The 17,683-nt window shown below is 41.8% G+C and carries 14 protein-coding genes; 10 read left to right on the forward strand and 4 right to left on the reverse strand.

The features are described from left to right. The first annotated feature begins 6 nt into the window (after positions 1–6). The 3 genes from H8S37_RS10935 (at position 7) to H8S37_RS10945 (ending at position 3,546) form a co-directional block, all read left to right on the forward strand. The gene (locus H8S37_RS10935) at positions 7–2,160 is read left to right on the forward strand and encodes a hydantoinase/oxoprolinase family protein (RefSeq protein ID WP_186876101.1); all 2,154 of its coding nucleotides are present in this window, start codon (positions 7–9) and stop codon (positions 2,158–2,160) included. 15 nt (positions 2,161–2,175) lie between these two features. Further along, on the forward strand, positions 2,176–2,820 hold the full coding sequence (locus H8S37_RS10940) for a hypothetical protein (protein WP_186876102.1): 645 nt from the start codon (positions 2,176–2,178) through the stop codon (positions 2,818–2,820). A 114-nt stretch (positions 2,821–2,934) separates the two neighbouring features. After that, the gene (locus H8S37_RS10945; protein ID WP_186876103.1) at positions 2,935–3,546 is read left to right on the forward strand and encodes a DeoR/GlpR family DNA-binding transcription regulator; all 612 of its coding nucleotides are present in this window, start codon (positions 2,935–2,937) and stop codon (positions 3,544–3,546) included. Positions 3,547–3,635: 89 nt separating this feature from the next. Here the strand turns inward: H8S37_RS10945 and H8S37_RS10950 are convergent, their stop codons facing one another. Genes H8S37_RS10950 through H8S37_RS10960 form a run of 3 tightly spaced genes read right to left on the reverse strand, consistent with a single transcriptional unit; the run spans position 3,636 to position 8,170 of the window. After that, entirely contained in the window at positions 3,636–5,039 is a 1,404-nt protein-coding gene (locus H8S37_RS10950) for a sensor histidine kinase (RefSeq protein WP_186876104.1), read from the reverse strand. A 24-nt stretch (positions 5,040–5,063) separates the two neighbouring features. Continuing rightward, the gene (locus tag H8S37_RS10955; RefSeq protein ID WP_186876105.1) at positions 5,064–5,765 is read right to left on the reverse strand and encodes a response regulator transcription factor; all 702 of its coding nucleotides are present in this window, start codon (positions 5,763–5,765) and stop codon (positions 5,064–5,066) included. Between the two features lie 29 nt (positions 5,766–5,794). Further along, entirely contained in the window at positions 5,795–8,170 is a 2,376-nt protein-coding gene (locus H8S37_RS10960) for an endonuclease MutS2 (protein ID WP_186876106.1), read from the reverse strand. Positions 8,171–8,320: 150 nt separating this feature from the next. On the opposite strand from H8S37_RS10960, the gene H8S37_RS10965 reads away from it, so the two are divergent. The 7 genes from H8S37_RS10965 (at position 8,321) to H8S37_RS10995 (ending at position 16,208) form a co-directional block, all read left to right on the forward strand. After that, on the forward strand, positions 8,321–9,610 hold the full coding sequence (locus tag H8S37_RS10965) for a S1C family serine protease (RefSeq protein WP_186876107.1): 1,290 nt from the start codon (positions 8,321–8,323) through the stop codon (positions 9,608–9,610). Between the two features lie 81 nt (positions 9,611–9,691). Then, complete coding sequence (locus H8S37_RS10970; RefSeq protein ID WP_186876108.1) at positions 9,692–10,633, forward strand: 3'-5' exoribonuclease YhaM family protein; 942 nt, start codon at positions 9,692–9,694, stop codon at positions 10,631–10,633. Positions 10,634–10,648: 15 nt separating this feature from the next. After that, positions 10,649–12,109 (forward strand): 23S rRNA (uracil(1939)-C(5))-methyltransferase RlmD, encoded by a 1,461-nt coding sequence (gene rlmD, locus H8S37_RS10975; protein ID WP_186876109.1) that lies wholly within the window; start codon positions 10,649–10,651, stop codon positions 12,107–12,109. Positions 12,110–12,270: 161 nt separating this feature from the next. Further along, positions 12,271–13,212 (forward strand): RES family NAD+ phosphorylase, encoded by a 942-nt coding sequence (locus tag H8S37_RS10980; protein WP_207723938.1) that lies wholly within the window; start codon positions 12,271–12,273, stop codon positions 13,210–13,212. A gap of 17 nt (positions 13,213–13,229) precedes the next feature. Continuing rightward, a complete protein-coding gene (locus H8S37_RS10985) occupies positions 13,230–14,234 on the forward strand; it encodes a virulence RhuM family protein (protein WP_186876111.1) in 1,005 nt (334 codons plus the stop codon). Positions 14,235–14,706: 472 nt separating this feature from the next. After that, entirely contained in the window at positions 14,707–15,279 is a 573-nt protein-coding gene (locus H8S37_RS10990) for a GNAT family N-acetyltransferase (RefSeq protein WP_186876112.1), read from the forward strand. Positions 15,280–15,332: 53 nt separating this feature from the next. Then, on the forward strand, positions 15,333–16,208 hold the full coding sequence (locus H8S37_RS10995; RefSeq protein WP_186876113.1) for an aminoglycoside 6-adenylyltransferase: 876 nt from the start codon (positions 15,333–15,335) through the stop codon (positions 16,206–16,208). A gap of 74 nt (positions 16,209–16,282) precedes the next feature. On the opposite strand, the gene H8S37_RS11000 is transcribed toward H8S37_RS10995, so the two are convergent. Beyond that, positions 16,283–17,482, reverse strand: a complete 1,200-nt coding sequence (locus H8S37_RS11000) for a homocitrate synthase/isopropylmalate synthase family protein (protein ID WP_186876114.1) — start codon at positions 17,480–17,482, stop codon at positions 16,283–16,285. Positions 17,483–17,683 lie beyond the last annotated feature (201 nt).

The following is a 17,683-nucleotide window of genomic DNA, read 5'->3' on the forward strand; positions in this document are numbered from 1 at the left end:
GGAGCTATGAGTAAAAGAAAAGTACGTATGGGAATAGATGTAGGCGGAACTCATACAAAAGCGGTTGCAATAGATAACGACACATTTGAGATTATTGGCAAGGTGCAGGTTCCTACTACACACGACAGTGAACAGGGCGTTGCGGCGGGCGTAGTAGAATGTTTCCAGAAATGTCTGAAAGACAATGAAATCGATCCGGAAGATGTAATCTTTCTGGCACACAGCACGACACAGGCGACCAACGCTCTGCTGGAAGGTGACGTAGCGCACGTTGGTATTATAGCGACAGGAGGGAAAGGGGTGTCTTCTCTTCTTATAAAGGGCCAGACAAAATTAGGGAATCTTCCCCTTGTAACGGGAAGGTATATAGAGACACATACCCGTTATATCGATAAACAGAATTTAAATGAAGCGTCAGTACGCAAGGCGATTCAGTCTATGAGGGCAGAGGGGGCAGAAATCATTGTTTCTTCTGAGGTGTACGGAGTAGATGACGGCGAGGGGGAAAAACTGATCGCAAAAGTAGCAAAAGAAGAAGGGATGAACGTAACGCAGGCATCCGAGATCAGTAAGCTCTACGGATTGACGACCAGAACCCGCACCGCAGCCGTGAATGCGAGTATTCTTCCTAAGATGCTGGATACGGCAAACTCTACAGAAAATAGCGTAAAGGCAACAGGAATACAGGCGCCTCTTATGATTATGAGAGGAGATGGGGGCGTTATGAGCATTGAGGAAATGAGAAAGCGTCCGATTCTCTCTATGATGTCCGGACCAACCGCCAGTGTTGTCGGAGCGCTGATGTATCTGCGCGCATCTGTCGGTATTTATTTCGAGGTAGGCGGTACGAGTACAAATATTGGTGTAATTAAAAACGGAAGACCGACTATCCGTCATGCAGAACTGGCTGGATACAGAACTTATGTAAATTCTCTGGATGTACGCGTACTTGGCGTTGCAGGAGGCAGTATGGTTCGTGCAGATCATGGGAAACTGGCAGATGTAGGGCCTCGAAGTGCGCATATCGCAGGACTGCCCTACAGTGCATTTGCAAAAGAGGAAGATATTGAGGAGCCAGAGCTGTATTTTGTGACGCCGAAAAAAGGCGACCCTTCCGACTACTGTGCGATCCGCTGCAAGAATGGAAAGAGTTATACGATTACTAACACATGTGCGGCAAACGTTCTGGGACTTACAAGTCCGGAGTTTTATGCCCATGGAAATCAGGCGGCAGCTAAAAAAGCAATGAAGCCGCTGGCAAATTATCTCGGTGTTTCAGTGGAAGAGGCGGCGCGTCAGATTTTAAGCACTGCGTGTGCGAAGCTGATACCGGTTGTAGAAGAATTAATTGCGGAGTACAAGCTAGATTCCGATCAGGCGGTACTTGTAGGCTGCGGTGGAGGAGCAGCCGCTCTCATACCGTTCATGGGCCAGGCCATGAATATCAAGTATAAAATTCCACAGAATGCGGATGTTATTTCTTCCATCGGTGTAGCGCTGGCGATGGTGAGAGATACGGTAGAACGTGTTATTCCGAATCCTACGGAGGCGGACATTACTGCAATCCGAAGAGAGGCGGTTGAGTCAGTTATTAAGCTGGGAGCCGCTCCGGATAGCATTGAGACAGTGGTAGAAATCGATAACCAGAAACAGAGAGTATCTGTATCCGCGATGGGCTCTACCGAAGTGAAGACAACCGACATGATGAAAGCGGTAGATGAAGAAGAGGCGGAGAAAATCGCCGCGGAAAGCTTTGGAAACAAAGGGCAGAAGATAGAGCTTGCAGGAAAGACCGACGCAATGTACGTATACACACAGGAACGTCCGGAAAAGAAGCTGGGAAGAAAAGCAAAGGTAACACATGCGATCCGCGTTCTGGATCAGAAGGGCTTTATCAAGTTACAGACAGCGCAGGGGACCGTGATGGATTCTACGATAAGCGCATTAGAAGCGGACTTCAAAAAGCTGTTTGACGAGTTGAGCACCTACAAGGGAGATGTCATCATTTGTCCAGATCTGTTTATTGTAGTAGGAGGAAGAATTATTGAGGTATCCGGTGTATCGAACTTAGAGCAGGGAATCGGTATCATCAACGCTGAAATCAGTGGAATGCCGGCAGGAGAAACTGCGATCATGATCGGCATCAGACAGGCGATTTAGCAGGAGGATATAACAGTGGACAGCATACAAGGCGATGTAATTTCCTATTTAAAAGCTATACCAGAAGAAAAATGGGATGCCTATATTCTGCGGCAGGATATGTTTTACAGACATTATACAGAAGAGATGTGTGCCGGTATCGTACAGAAAGCAAAAGAAACCGGACGCAGGAAAGCCTTTGAGATTTTGGAAGAAGGGGCAGATATAAAGGAGCTTATCAGGAAGTACGGATTAAATGTAAAAGATGCGGAAGATAAAGAATTTATTATGCCAGATTCGATCAATTTTGCGGAATACCATGACGGAAATATCTTGATTTCGAAAAGGCTGCTGGAGGCTTTAAGCCAGAAAAAAGAGATTTTGCGCGAGGCATTAGGCGACTTCAAGGTGCGGGATATTGTGTTCTGCCATGAACTGTATCACCATTTTGAAGATATAGAGGCTCATCTTGAAAATGCTGGAATCACTTACGAGGTGAAGCCTCTTCCATTTATCAAAAAGAAAATATCCCCAGAGAGTGCCGGCGAAATTGCAGCATATGAATTTGCCAGACAAATGCAGAAAATAGATTTTCACCCATATATATTGGGAATCATCGGATTGTATGAGTATAAAAAAGAAACGGCGGAAAAAATTATAGAAAATATTATGAAACTTTAATTACTAAGCGAATAGCATGAATGAATGAGACTGTGTGCATTAATTAAGGGTGTATCAGGCATAGTTTTAGAAAATAGTGAAACTGATAGAGATAAGGGAAAGAAAATGCGGAATATGAAACAGAGGAAAATTGCGGAAATTATGAATAACCTGATCGCAGAGGGGGACAGTATCATGCTGGATGCCAGTGAAATTGCCCTGGAGATTGTCAGGCTTTTGGATAAAAAGGAGCTTGCTGTTATCACAAATTCTGCGTCAGTTGCTTTTTGGACAGTAAAAAAGCCTGGTTGGAGGGTTCTGCTTACGGGCGGAACTCTGTCCAGCAAAACCCACGCGTTTGTTGGACCTTATACAGATAGGACGTTACAGAGATACCAGGTAGATAAAGCAATTATCTCCTGTGACGGAATTGCCCTTTCTACGGAAATTACGGATGCAGATATGTACTATGCAAACAGCAGGAAAATGATGCTGGCGGCGGCTAAAGAAAAAATTCTGGCTGTCGAGAGTGACAAATTTGAAAAGACAGCTTTTGCCGGGATTGGAACACTTTGTGAAATGACTACTGTGGTGACAGACAGAAAGCCAGACAGAGAGTGGAAGAAGATTTTTGAAAAGAATAAAGTGCAGTGCCTGTATCCAGATATGTGTGAAAAAGACATACCTTATCGGGCAAAATCTGCCATATTGAAGGGAGTGAATTCCGGTATGCCCTTTAGGGTATAGAAATAATGATATGGAAAAGAACCTCTATTGTGCATAATAGGGGTTCTTTGACATTCTGAAAGTGCCCGACTGGATGTCCGATACAACAGTTAAGCCTTGCTCAGAGAAAAAATAAATTCAGTTCCTACCCCTTCTGTACTGATGACATTGATATGCTCGTCGTGGGCGGAAATGATTTCTTTTACAATGGAGAGTCCAAGACCGGTTCCTTTTTTGTCTTTGCCGCGGGAGAGGTCGGATTTATAGAAACGCTCCCAGATCTTGTTGAGCTCTTTTCTGGGGATTCCAATACCGGAGTCCTTAACAGAGACAAAAATTTTATCATTTTTCTGCGTCACCTCTATGATGACAGAAGACTCATTTTCACTAAATTTAACAGCATTGTCGACCAGATTGTATAAAACCTGCTGGATTTTGCGTTTGTCTGCATAGACCTTTGGAACATCAGGAAAGAGAAGAAGCTGTATGGATACGTGCTTTGCCGTACAGGCTCCTTCAAAAGAGGCGGCAGTGTTTTTGATGACTTCCTGTATGTCAAAAGAGGTTTTGTCTAAAAGCAGTTCTTTTGTGTCAAATTCATTCAGGGTGAGCAGGTCGTGTGTCAGATCTGTCAGCCGTTCTGTTTCAAATAAAATGATTTTCAGATATTTTTGATGCAGCCTGGGAGGGATTGTACCGTCTGTCATTGCCTCTACATATCCTTTGATGGAGGTGAGCGGAGAGCGAAAGTCGTGAGAGACATTTGCCACAAATTTTTTCTGGTAGTCCTCCATATCCTTCAACTGGGAAGACATATAATTCAAAGAAGCAGATAAATATCCCATCTCATCGTGGGTATAAACCGGAATTTCATAATCCAGGTTGCCCAGGGCATACTGTCTGGCTGCTTCCGAAATCTGCGCGAGAGGCCGGAATACGAAGAAGTGAAAGCCAAGCAGGAAGATAAAAGAAAGAATATAAATCACGAGCAACGTAATATAAATAGTGAACATCAGGCTGCTGCATGTAGTATCAATAGAAGCGACAGGACTGTGTATGAGCAGATAGCCTTTGGTTGTAAATCCCTGTGTTACGGGTGCCATTACAGTAATTACATCTTCGTCAAAGTAACCGTGGTAGTCACCGATAATATATTGGTTGTTTCCAATTTCCGCAGGATCAAAGTCCGTAATAGATTCGGGGTAAGTATTGCTTTCTAAATTAGAAGACGTAATCAATACGCCGTCTTTATCCACAAACCACAGGGAGGCATTCAGATAGAGCTTCATTGCCTTTAATTGAGAGTGGACGGACCAGGAAGTCATGTTTCCTGAAAAATAAGATGGCAAATACTCATTGGCAATCAGATTTGCCTCCTTAAATAATGTCTGGGAGGTGTTTTCTTCCAGCTTATCTTTGATTAATTGCGGAGAAAGTGTGGCAGTTGCAAAGATGCTTAAAAAACCGAATATAATATATATAATAATAAATTTTAAGTACAAAGTACTTTTCATAGAGCAACTTCCTTTGCTGGTTCTTTATTTTGCTTCAAATTTATAGCCGATTCCCCATACAGTGCTTAAGCTCCAGGTGGGATGATCCTTGATTTTTTCGCGCAGACGTTTGATATGGACGTCTACTGTACGAGTATCTCCGATATATTCATATCCCCAGATGCGATCTAGTAGTTGCTCCCTTGTAAACACCTGGTTTGGGGATGCAGCGAGGAAATATAGCAGTTCTAACTCTTTGGGGGGCATGTCGACAGGTTTTCCATCACAGAGAACGGAATAGTTGGTAAGATTGATGACCAGATCCTCATACTCCACACATTTTGTTTTTTCCTTCTGGGGTTCTTCTGGTTTGGCGGGCTGGTACCGGCGGAGTACAGCGCGGACGCGCGCCACCATTTCTTTGGAGTCAAAGGGCTTCATAATATAGTCGTCTGCACCTAATTCTAATCCTAAAACCTTGTCAAATACCTCGCCTTTTGCTGACAGCATGATGATCGGCGTGGAAGATTTTGCCCGTATTTCCCGGCAGACCTGGTATCCGTCGATGCCAGGCAGCATCAAATCGAGCAGAATAAGATTAGGACGATAAGTTTCGAACGCTGTCAGGGCGTCCTCACCATTGTAAACCATTTTTGTATCAAAACATTCTTTTGTGAGATAAAGAGAGATAAGCTCTGCAATATTCTCGTCATCATCTACAATTAGAATTCTCTGTTTTCCTATCATAGCAGCCTCCTTATGATTTTTTATTGTTTTTATTTTAACTCTACAATCGTAACACCTGCATCTCCTTCGCCAAACTCACCAAGACGGTAAGATTTGACATGTTTCTGGCGGCGGAGATATTCGTGGATGCCTTTTCGCAGAGCGCCTGTGCCTTTGCCGTGTACAACCCGGACGGTATTTAAATGAGACAAAAGGGCATCATCCAGGTATTTATCTAGTTCCATAACTGCCTCATCCACAGTTTTTCCCAAAAGATTGATTTCCGGACTGACGGACAGAGATTTGCTCATTTTGAGTTTTCCTTTATTTGTCCGCTTCATATTTTTAGCCGTATAGGATACAGGCTCTTCGATGATCTCTAAGTCAGAGAGGGAAACCTGGGAACGTAAAATACCCATCTGTACGGTTACAGTTTGACGGGAATCGGGGAGAGAGCAAATGGTACCTGTCAGATTCATACTCAATACCTTTACAGATTCTCCAAGCTTGAAGTCGGAAGGCTTATATATTTTCCGTGGCTTTTGTATCTGTATGGAGGAGGAAGACGCAGCAGCTTTTATTTTTTGACGCAGCCGTTCACGTTCCTTTTCCATTTCCGCTGCTGAGATATTTTCCTTCCCGAATTTACGGAAATTTTTTATAGTCTCATCCGCAACATCTTTTGCATCACGTAGGATAGCCGCGGCTTTCTCATTTGCTTCACGGATAATTCGATTTTTCTGCTCCTCTAATTTCTCTTGTTTTTGCAGAGTTTTTGATTTCAGTGCCTCGATCTCCCGTTTGTAGGCCGCGATTTCTTCCCGTTCTTTTTCTATCGTATGTCTGCTTGCTTCTAGATCAGATAATAAATCCTCGAAGGAAACATCCTGTTCACTTAATCTTTTTTTGGCATCCTCAATGATATAGTCTGGAAGTCCCAGCTTTCCTGAAATTGCAAATGCATTACTTTTCCCTGGAATTCCGATTAAGAGACGGTAAGTCGGGCGCAGACTTTCTACGTCGAATTCACAGCAGGCATTTTCTACGCCGTCTGTAGAGAGCGCATATACTTTCAATTCGCTGTAATGTGTGGTTGCCAGGGTACGGATTCGGCGTTTGTGAAGATGAGAAAGGATTGCGATTGCCAGGGCTGCTCCCTCAGTAGGATCGGTACCTGCTCCCAATTCGTCGAACAATACGAGAGAATGACTGTCTACCTTCTTTAAGAAGGATACAATGTTTGTCATATGGGACGAAAAAGTACTCAGACTCTGTTCAATGCTCTGTTCATCTCCTATATCCGCGTAAACCTGGTGAAAAACGGCAAGTTCACTTCTGTCAGAGGCGGGAATGTGAAGGCCCGCCTGTCCCATCAATGTAAAAAGCCCGACCGTTTTTAAAGATACCGTTTTTCCACCGGTATTTGGGCCGGTGATGATAAGCAGGGAAAAATCTTCTCCCAGGGAAACTGTGATGGGAACTACATTCTGAGTATTCAAAAGTGGATGGCGCCCTTCCCGTATATGAATTTTGCCTTCTGTATTTAAAAGAGGACGGCTTGCGTTCATGGATAAAGCTAAGGAACCTCTTGCGAAGATGAAATCTAAGTCCGTAAGAATTCTGTAGTCTGTACGGATTTCTTCTATATAAGAAGCCGCTTCTTCACTTAGACGGGATAAGATAATCTGTATTTCCTCCTGCTCTTTTGCATAGAGCTCTTTTAAGTCATTATTTAATTTTACAACTGCCATTGGCTCGATAAATAAAGTGGAGCCGGTGGAAGACTGATCGTGTATAAGCCCATGTACTTGTCCTCTGTATTCCGCTTTTACGGGAAGGCAATAGCGATCACCACGCATGGTAATGATAGGATCCTGAAGATACGTGCGGAGAGAACCATTTACCAGGTTATTTAACGTAGCATGTATTTTGCCGTTGATGGATTCCATACTCCGCCGGATACTTTTTAATGTGCTGCTGGCGTCGTCGCTGATTTCCTCCTCGGAGAGAATACAGCGTTCAATTTCACCGGAGAGCAGGGTGAGAGGCTCCAGACCGTCAAAATAATTGTCCAGGCAGTCTGCCAGCTCCTCCTGTGTGTCGTGCCTGCCGTAAGATTTTACACGTGCGGCATTAAACAGCAGCCGGCAGATGCGCAGGAGTTCCCCGCTTCCCAACGCACCGCCGATTTCCAGGCGCTTCATGGATTCCTCTACGGGGGAGGCGTCCCCGAAAGAAGGACGGCCCTTTTTGATGATGCGTGTAAATGCAGCGGCAGTCTGCTCCTGGTATGTGTTGATTTTATCTATATCCGTCATTGGCTTTAAACGGCGGCAGAGCTGTTTCCCGCGGAAAGAAGAAGCCTGTTCTTCGAGCAGCAATGTGATTTTATCGTATTCCAGTTTATTTAATGTTTTCTGGTTCATATTTTACACCTTTTCATTTCATAGCTTTAAATCTACTCTTCATTTTACCTTATAATGAAAGCAAAGAAAAGGTTTTTTGTGTCAGAGAGAAATGAAGTTGAACAATCGGGGTGAATCGGTTATACTATTGACTGAAGGAGATTAGAGCCTATGCCGTACGATGAAGACCCGAAACAGAGTCCGAAGGAGGGCTCTGGGAAAAAGGAAGAAGAACCTTTTTCTTTTTTGCAGGAAACAATCAAGCCGAAGCCTCTTAGCAGGGAAAAAATTTTGAGCCAGTTAGCCCGCATTGCCATATACGGGCTGATTTTTGGAGTTTTTGCCTGCTTTGGTTTTTTTGCGCTTAAACCATGGATAGGAAAACACTTTCAGGGAGATCCAAAGACCGTTACTATACCGGAGGATGAGGAAGCCAAAGAGAATGAAGAGGCAGAAGCAGGCGAAGAACAGGCAAACGCGACAGGACTTAGTGCGCTCAGTTATGAAGAAATGATGGAAAGCATGTACGAGACGGCTTCAGAGGCATATAAAGGGGTTGTTTCTGTGACGGCTTCTTCCAATACGGAAGACTGGGAGAGTACAGCAACCGGACTTAGGACGAGTGTAACCGGTGTGATAGTGGCGGACAATGGGCAGGAGCTTCTGATACTTGCAGATAATGCGATCTGTGCAGATGCGCAGGGATGGTATGTTGTCTTTGCGGATGGGAACAGATACAGTGCTTCTTTGAAAAAGCAGGATAAAAACAGCGGTCTTGCTGTATTTAGTGTGGTGAGGAACAACATAACAGATACGACATGGAATGCGGTGAAAGTGGCGGAGCTGGGAAATTCGAATCTTTCTAAGCCGGGGGATGTGGTAATTGCGCTTGGAAATACATTTGGCTATGCGGACGGAACCGGATACGGCATCATCAGTTCTAATTCTTATAAAGAAATATTCTCTGACGGAGAGTGTCAAGTGCTCGCGACAGATATTGCGGCTTCAGAGGATGGAACGGGTATTCTTTTTAATCAGGAGGGGCAGGTAATCGGACTGATTTCTCCAAATATCTGGGAAGAGAAAGAAGGCGCTACGGCAAATGCATTTGCAATTTCTGACCTAAAGGCAGCGATTGAATTATTAGTAAATGGGGAGAGTGTTCCTTATATTGGAATTTCCGGTACGGCAGTGACCAATGAGATTGCGCAGCAGCAGTCAATGCCGTCGGGCATGTATGTGGTGCAAGTGGACGCAGATTCACCGGCGATGGCAGCAGGAATTCAGAGTGGAGATGTGATACAGGAAATTTCCGGCACGGAAGTGATGAACACTTCCACATACGAGAAGGCTGTGCTGGAGTGTAAGACCGGAGAGAATGTAAAGCTGAAAGGGAGCCGCCTGGGAGCTGACGGATATGTGGATATTGAGTTTACTGTGACGGTGGGAAGCCAGGAATAGAATGCTGTAGGAAATAGAAGTATGTACAGTAAAGTGATTAAGAAATTGACAGTATAGATAGAAAGAGGACATGAAACGCGTATGAGATATATTGACGGACTACATGAGGGTGAAACAATCAGGAATATTTATTTATGTAAAGGAAAACGTTCTGCTGAGACGAGAAACGGGAAACCATATGACAATCTGCTGCTCCAGGATAAGACAGGGACGTTGGACGGAAAAGTATGGGATCCGAATTCACAGGGGATTGCGGATTATGATGAAAAAGATTTCATTGAGGTATACGGGGAGATTATTCAGTATAATGGCAATCTCCAGATGAACATTAAACAAATAAGAAAAGCACAGGAAGGAGAGTATAATCCGGCGGATTACATGCCTACTACAGAAAAGAGTGTGGACAGGATGTATGAGGAACTGCTTGCCTATATTCGTCAGATATCTAATTCTTATCTAAAACAAGTGCTGGAATATTATTTTGTCAACGATACAGAATTTATCAAGTCGTTCAAAGAACATTCCGCGGCAAAGACGGTACATCATGGATTTTCCGGAGGACTTTTGGAACATACGTTAAGTGTGCTCCATCTCTGTGAATATTTCGCGGGAGCGTATTCTATTTTAAATAGAGACTTACTATATACAGCGGCGATTTGCCATGACATAGGAAAGACGAAAGAGCTGTCTGCTTTTCCAGATAATGATTATACTGACGAGGGACAACTGATTGGACATATTGTCATTGGAATTGAAATGCTTAATGATGCTATCCGTTCCATTCCGGATTTCCCGGAGAAGCTCGCCAATGAGCTGAAACATTGTGTCATTGCTCATCATGGAGAACTGGAGTATGGTTCTCCGAAAAAGCCGGCGCTTGCAGAAGCGCTTGCCTTAAATCTCGCCGATAACGCGGACGCGAAAATGCAGACGCTGACAGAGATTTTTAAAGGTAAAACAGGGACAGACTGGCTGGGCTATAACCGCCTGTTTGAGTCAAATTTAAGAAAGACATCGATATAATTTTGGAGAAAAAACATGCAGAAAAATGAAATTGTGAGAGTCACAATTGAAGATATTGGAATGAATGGAGAAGGTATAGGCAGAGTAAATGGCTATACCTTATTTATTAAGGATGCGGTGATCGGCGACGAGGTCGAGGCAAAGGTGATGAAGGCAAAGAAGTCCTATGGTTACGCGAGGCTGCTTAAAATTATACAGCCTTCAAAAGACCGGGTGCCTGCGCGCTGTGCATTTGCCAGGAAATGCGGCGGCTGCCAGATTCAGGAAATGGAGTATAAGAAGCAGCTGGTGTATAAAGAACGGAAAGTAAAGGAGAATCTGGAACGGATAGGGGGATTTGCCAAAGAGACGATTGAAAAGGTGATGGAACCAATCGTAGGAATGGGAACATCAGCAGTGCAGCAGCCAACCGTAGAAGAAAACTTGACGCCCGGAGCTAAAAGTGTATCTGACATTGTGTTCGGATACAGGAACAAGGCGCAGTTTCCATTTGGGACGGACAAGGAAGGAAATCCAATTACTGGATTTTACGCCGGAAGAACACATACGATTATCGCAAATACGGACTGTGCGCTGGGTGTGCCGCAAAATCAAGAGATTTTGGAAACGATCCTTTCTTTTATGAAAAAATATAAGATTTCTTCCTATGACGAGAGAACAGGAACAGGACTGATTCGTCATGTGCTGATCCGATATGGCTTTAAGACAGGAGAATTGATGGTCTGCCTTGTAATAAATGGCAGAAAGATTCCTCATGCAGATATTTTGACAGGGATGCTAAATGCCGTAGAAAAAATGACGAGTATTACGATAAGCAGCAATATGAAGCAGACAAATGTAATTATGGGAGATACCTTTGAGGTTCTCTGGGGACAGGACCATATAACGGATTATATAGGGAATATAAAATACGAGATTTCGCCGCTTTCTTTCTACCAGGTCAATCCCGTACAGACCGAAAAGCTGTATGGACTGGCGCTGGCATATGCGGGACTAAAAGGGACGGAAACTGTGTGGGACTTGTACTGTGGAATTGGGACGATTTCTCTTTTCCTCGCGCAGGGGGCAAAACAGGTATACGGTGTAGAGATTGTCCCCCAGGCCATAGAAAATGCCAGAAGAAATGCCAAGTGCAATGGTATAGAAAACGCGCAGTTTTATGTGGGGAAGGCAGAAGAAGTCCTGCCCGGATATTATGAACAGTACGCAGAAACACATCCGGGAGAAAGTGCGCACGCGGATGTGATTGTTGTAGATCCGCCCCGAAAGGGATGCGACGTGGCGCTGCTTGAGACGATTGTAAAAATGCAGCCGGAAAAGATTGTGTATGTAAGCTGTGACTCCGCGACGCTGGTACGGGATTTGAAGTACCTGTGCGGGCGGGGGTATGAACTGAAGAAAGGGAGGGCGGTGGATATGTTTCCACATACGGTGCACGTCGAGACGGTAGTAATGTTGCAAAAGAAAGACTTATAGAAGTGCTTTGTTTTAAGGTGTTTTACAGACATTTTGTGTTTGTAGAAGATGAGGAAGGAAATCAAAATAAACGGGTGGAGAAGTATTTCAATGTTTCGGTAATGGTGGATATGGGGTGTGGGAATACAAAACATAAATAAAAATTGATTACGGGGAAAGTGATGAATGTGAGAGAAGATAATAGTGATATTGAAGTTATAAAGCAGATTGCCGAATATGAAATTGAAATGAGAGACGGGAATTCGATTGCACTATATAATAGTCTGGTTGAGTGGGGAAAAGGCAATAACGAGGTACATACGGAAACATTAAATAGAGCTTTAAATATATTAAATGCGGTTGTGCTTGAAGACTATAGAGATCAGTTTGTGATTAGAATCCCGAAAGGGGAGAGGTTCTATAGGGCGAGACTAGTCGAAGAAAAGGACTATGGAGAACTCGGAATAGGACTTTATCCCACAAGCGATAGACTGTATGGGTTTGACTGGAAAGGTTCGAAAGAGCCGCCTAAAGAAATGGCAAAGGCTGGCAGACTTAGTTATAATAATGAACCGGCTCTCTACCTGGCAACAGATGAAGCAACTGCTTGTAGTGAAGTAAAGCCAAAGATTCGTCAACTGATTTCAGTTGCGACGTTTATTTCGGAGGAAGAATTAGAGATTATAGATTTTTCAAAACTAAAATACACCAGATCTTTAAACAGTTATGATGACAAATATAGCGCAGATATTAGAAGTTTTCTTGGAAAAGTGAGAGCATTATTTATAGAGCCCGTTTATAATGGGGACTATTGTGTCACACAGAAAATAGCAAAATATTTTCGAGAGAAAGGATATCAAGGATTCAAATATAAAAGTTTTCATGCAAATGGTGATAATTATACCTTTTTTCAAGAGAATATGAGAAAATTTAAATGGGAAAGCAGTCGTATAGTTATTAATTATGCAACAGCGAATTTGTTTTTGTCTATGGACAAAGTAGAAGATTATGCGGATATCCGAAATATAGAAAATATAGAAAAAGAAGTTTCTGTGAAAACAAGAGCTAAACTTTTTAAGCAGACAAAAAAGAAATTTTGTGAAGAAGCAAAAAAACGTGAATAATGTGGGGAGTTATGTAAATGGAGGATTATGGCGAATTTCTTATATATCAGTCGGAAGAGGGACTAACCAATATAGAGGTTAAAATACAAGATGAAACGGTGTGGCTTACACAGCAACAAATGGCTGATTTATTTCAAACGTCACGAACAAATGTAGTAGAACATATTAAACACATTTACGAAGAAGGAGAACTTGATGAAGATTTAACTTGTCGGAAATTCCGACAGGTTCGAAAAGAAGGAAATCGGGAGGTTTCAAGAGAGATACCATTTTATAATCTTGATATGATTATTTCTCTTGGATATAGAGTAAAATCTAAGATTGCCACAAATTTCCGTCGTTGGGCTAGTGAACGATTAAAAGAGTATATGATAAAAGGCTTTACAATGGATGATGAGAGGTTGAAAAATTTAGGTGGCGGAAATTACTGGAAAGAATTATTAGACCGCATTCGGGATATTCGTTCATCTGAAAAGGTAATGTATCGGCAGGTACTTGACCTCTATGCTACCAGTATAGATTACAATCCGAAAAGCATCGAGTCTATAGCCTTTTTCAAAATGGTACAGAATAAGCTGCATTATGCAGCACATGGGCATACAGCCGCTGAAGTTATATATGAACGTGCAGATGCCAATCAGCCTTTTATGGGATTAAGGAGTTTTTCTGGTGATTTTCCCGTACTGAAAGATATAAGTATTGCGAAGAATTATCTGGATGATGAAGAATTAAAAATCTTGAATAATATTGTATCGGGATATTTTGATTTTGCAGAGATTCAGGCAATGCGCCATAATCCTATGTATATGGCGGATTATGTGGAACACCTTGATAATGTTTTAAAAACTACAGGTGAAAAAGTTTTGCAGGGGGCTGGAACAATAAGCCATGCACAAGCAATAGAAAAAGCAACACAAGAGTATAGAAAATACCAGGTACAGAACTTGTCGCCGGTTGAAAAAGAGTATTTAGAAAGTATTAAAAATATTCATAGTACAGTGAAGAAAAAAGGGAAGAATTAATTAGAAAAATTGTGTTCCCATGCAAGTTCCGAGGATAAAAAATTGTGTTTACATAGTAACCGCAAGGCATGTGGAGATGGTAGTAATGTTGCAAAAGAAAGACTTATAGAAGTGTTTTGTTTTTAGGTATTTTACAGACGTTTTGTGTTTGTAGAAGATAAAGATGGAAATCAAGAAGTGGCACGAGAAATGCCTTAATTATAATTTTGACATGATTATTTCTTTTGGGGAAATATAGTAGATTATCATGCTTGAAAATAAGTGCATACAATCATTAGAAGAAATACCAAAAGACGATATAACGCCTTGCGGGGTGTGCAGTCAAGTGTTACATGAATTGCGTGTGTGGATGCACTGCTGGTATTGCTGGTAAAAGGAAATGGAAAGAGACTTTGCTTAATGAACTTCTTCCCAACAGCTTTTCCCTGGAATAAAAGTATCCTTATAAGCAGGAAGCTATGGAGGAAATGTAATGGCTGATATAAGAATTGAGACAGAAAGATTAATAGTAAGAAGATTTGAAGAAAAAGATATGGGAGCGTTGTATTTACTTTTGAAAGACGAAACAGTGAATACGTTCTTACCGTGGCTGCCTGTAAAAAATATGGAAGAGACAAGAGATTTTTATGAAAAACAGGTTAGGGATAAAACATATTATTATGCAATCTGTCTAAGAGAAAAAGATGAACCGATTGGTTATGTAAAGGCTGATACAGATGATGGTTACGATTTTGGATATGCACTTCGCAAAGAATTTTGGCACAAGGGGTTTGTAACTGAAGCAAGCAGGATACTTGTGGAACAGCTGCGAAAGGATGGAATTCCCTATATTACAGCGACACACGACAGAAATAACCCGCGAAGCGGTGGAGTAATGCAGAGGATAGGAATGAAATATTGCTATTCGTATGAAGAGCTATGGCAGCCTAAAAATTTTTTGGTTACATTTAGAATGTATCAATTAAATTTGGACGGACAAGAAGACAGAGTATATAAAAAATATTGGAATCCCTATGAAAGACATTTTATAGAAAAAGGCATATAAAGAGATGTGCTATAGCTTTCTCTAAAAATGTATGCTTGTAGGGGAAATGGAAAATGCGTAGTGAAGAAGAAATGTTTGATTTAATTATAAGTACTGCTCAGAAGGATGACAGAATACGCGCTGTTTATATGAACGGCTCCAGAACGAATAAGAAGGTGAAAAAGGATATATTTCAAGACTATGATATTGTTTATGTAGTCAGGAAAAACAAGCCTTTTTATGAAGAAACAGCTTGGATCGATATTTTTGGAGAAAGGCTGTATATGCAGTGTCCTGATGAGATAGACCGCTGTAATGGATTTCATGTTGATTTTGATAAATGCTATGGCTGGCTGATACAGTTTAAAGACGGAAACCGGCTTGATCTGCATGTGATACCGGAAGAAGAAGCAAAGGCGCTAGATGATAAGTTATGTGTAATCCTATTAGATAAAGACGGAATTCTGCCAACAGTATCAGAGCCTGCGGATGAGGATTACTGGATAAAAAAGCCCGCACAAAAAGAATTCGAGGCCTGCTGTAATGAGTTTTGGTGGTGTCTGAATAACGTTGCAAAGGGATTGTGGCGTGAAGAAATTCCATATGTGCATAAAATGCTTTATGACGGAAGCCATCTGGAATTAGTAAAATTGTTGAATTGGAAAATAGGCTATGAAACGCAATTTCGGATTTCAACAGGAAAGGCGTCTAAATATTTACAAAAATATTTAGACGAAGATATATGGGAACGATTTCTTGATACATATGCCAATGGGAATATAGACAACATTTGGCATAGCGTATTTGTTATGTGTGGGCTGTTCAACGATATTGCATGTGAACTAGAACGCCGTTGGGGACATACTTACAATTTAAAAGAGGCAGAGGCAGGTTATAAATTTTTAAAGCATGTGCAGACACTGCCCAAAGACGCAAAGGAGATTTTTTAGAAAGAGTATTGTATTTTAACGCGTAGCTTTGCCCTGCGCCTTTTTACTAAAAGAAGCAGGGCAGGAAATAGGGATTATACTTCTGCGTGATAGATGTCTAAGAACTCTTCTTCTGTTAGAAGGCCTCGCTTTTCAATTCCTTTTTCTTTTACTTTTGCTAAGATGGAAGTGATTTGTTCTGCATTTGCAGAGAGATTTAGTTTGTCAAGAAAATATTCAATAGAAGCTTTTCCACTCTTTTTACCAAGTACAATATCTCCTTCGCGGCCGAAATATCGTGGATCTGTAGCATACATAGCAAGTGGTTGCTTTACGACAAGATCGATACCAATTCCAGATTCACGGGTATAATTACGAATACCGGCTACAGGTTTGTTGTTTGCGAGTTTTACACCAGAGATTTTTTCAACTTCTTTGCACATTTGCGGAAGTTTTTCTATTTTATAGTCATTAGGCATGTCCATCATAATCTTCATGCACATCATGAGTTCTTCAAGAGAAGCATTTCCGGTTCGTTCACCTAACCCATTAATACACGAATGTACACAACTAGCGCCTGCGGCTATAGCGGCTAATTCTGTTGCAACTGCCATGCCAAAGTCGTTATGTGTATGTACTTCTACAGGGAGATCATTGGTCATTTTTTTCATCTTTTTAACAAGGTATTCTATTGTCTGTGGCATTGCACAACCCATTGTATCCACTACACCAACGGAAGTTGGAGCTGCCTCTTTCATAATCGCAGCCATCAAATTTTCTAAATCTTCTACTCTGGAACGTGTTGTGTCGTACGGGAAGTAAACAGCTTTCAGGCCCTGGCTCTTCGCATAATTTATACAGTCAGCACTTTTTTCAAATACTTTTTCCCATGTCCAGTCAAATTGATATTTTAATTTTGGATAGCCGATTGGAACTTCGATGACAACACCATTTGCGCCGCAGTCTACAGCCATATCTATATCTTGGCGTGTTGCACGAGCAAATGTATAAATTTCCGCTTTAAGATTTTTCTTGGAGATTTCTCTGATGGCGTCCTGGTCCATTTTGGAGACCGCCGGCATACCTGCTTCAATTCTTTCTACACCGATCTGATCTAACATTTCTGCGATGCGCACTTTATCATCTTTAGTGAATACTACACCAGGAGTCTGCTCTCCATCTCTTAGGGTGGCGTCATGGATTTCTACTTTTTGTCCTGCAGTCATCAGTGATTTTACTTCATTTAGATCATTGTATGGGCTAGCCCACCATGCATCTTCTTTAAAATACGACATTGTTTTTCCTCCTTTTGTATATACCTTTATTATACATTCAAGAAATATTAACATATTATGTTAATACCTTTATGATAATTTCATCATACCTCTATATCTATTAGAAGTCAAGAGAAAATACGAAATAAGATATACGAAATATAAGGGCTGGAAGAGAAAGATCGGGAGTATGAAATAGAATGAAAATACAGAGAAATAGAA

It is taken from the genome of Mediterraneibacter hominis (assembly GCF_014287475.1).
Taxonomy (GTDB): domain Bacteria; phylum Bacillota; class Clostridia; order Lachnospirales; family Lachnospiraceae; genus Mediterraneibacter; species Mediterraneibacter hominis.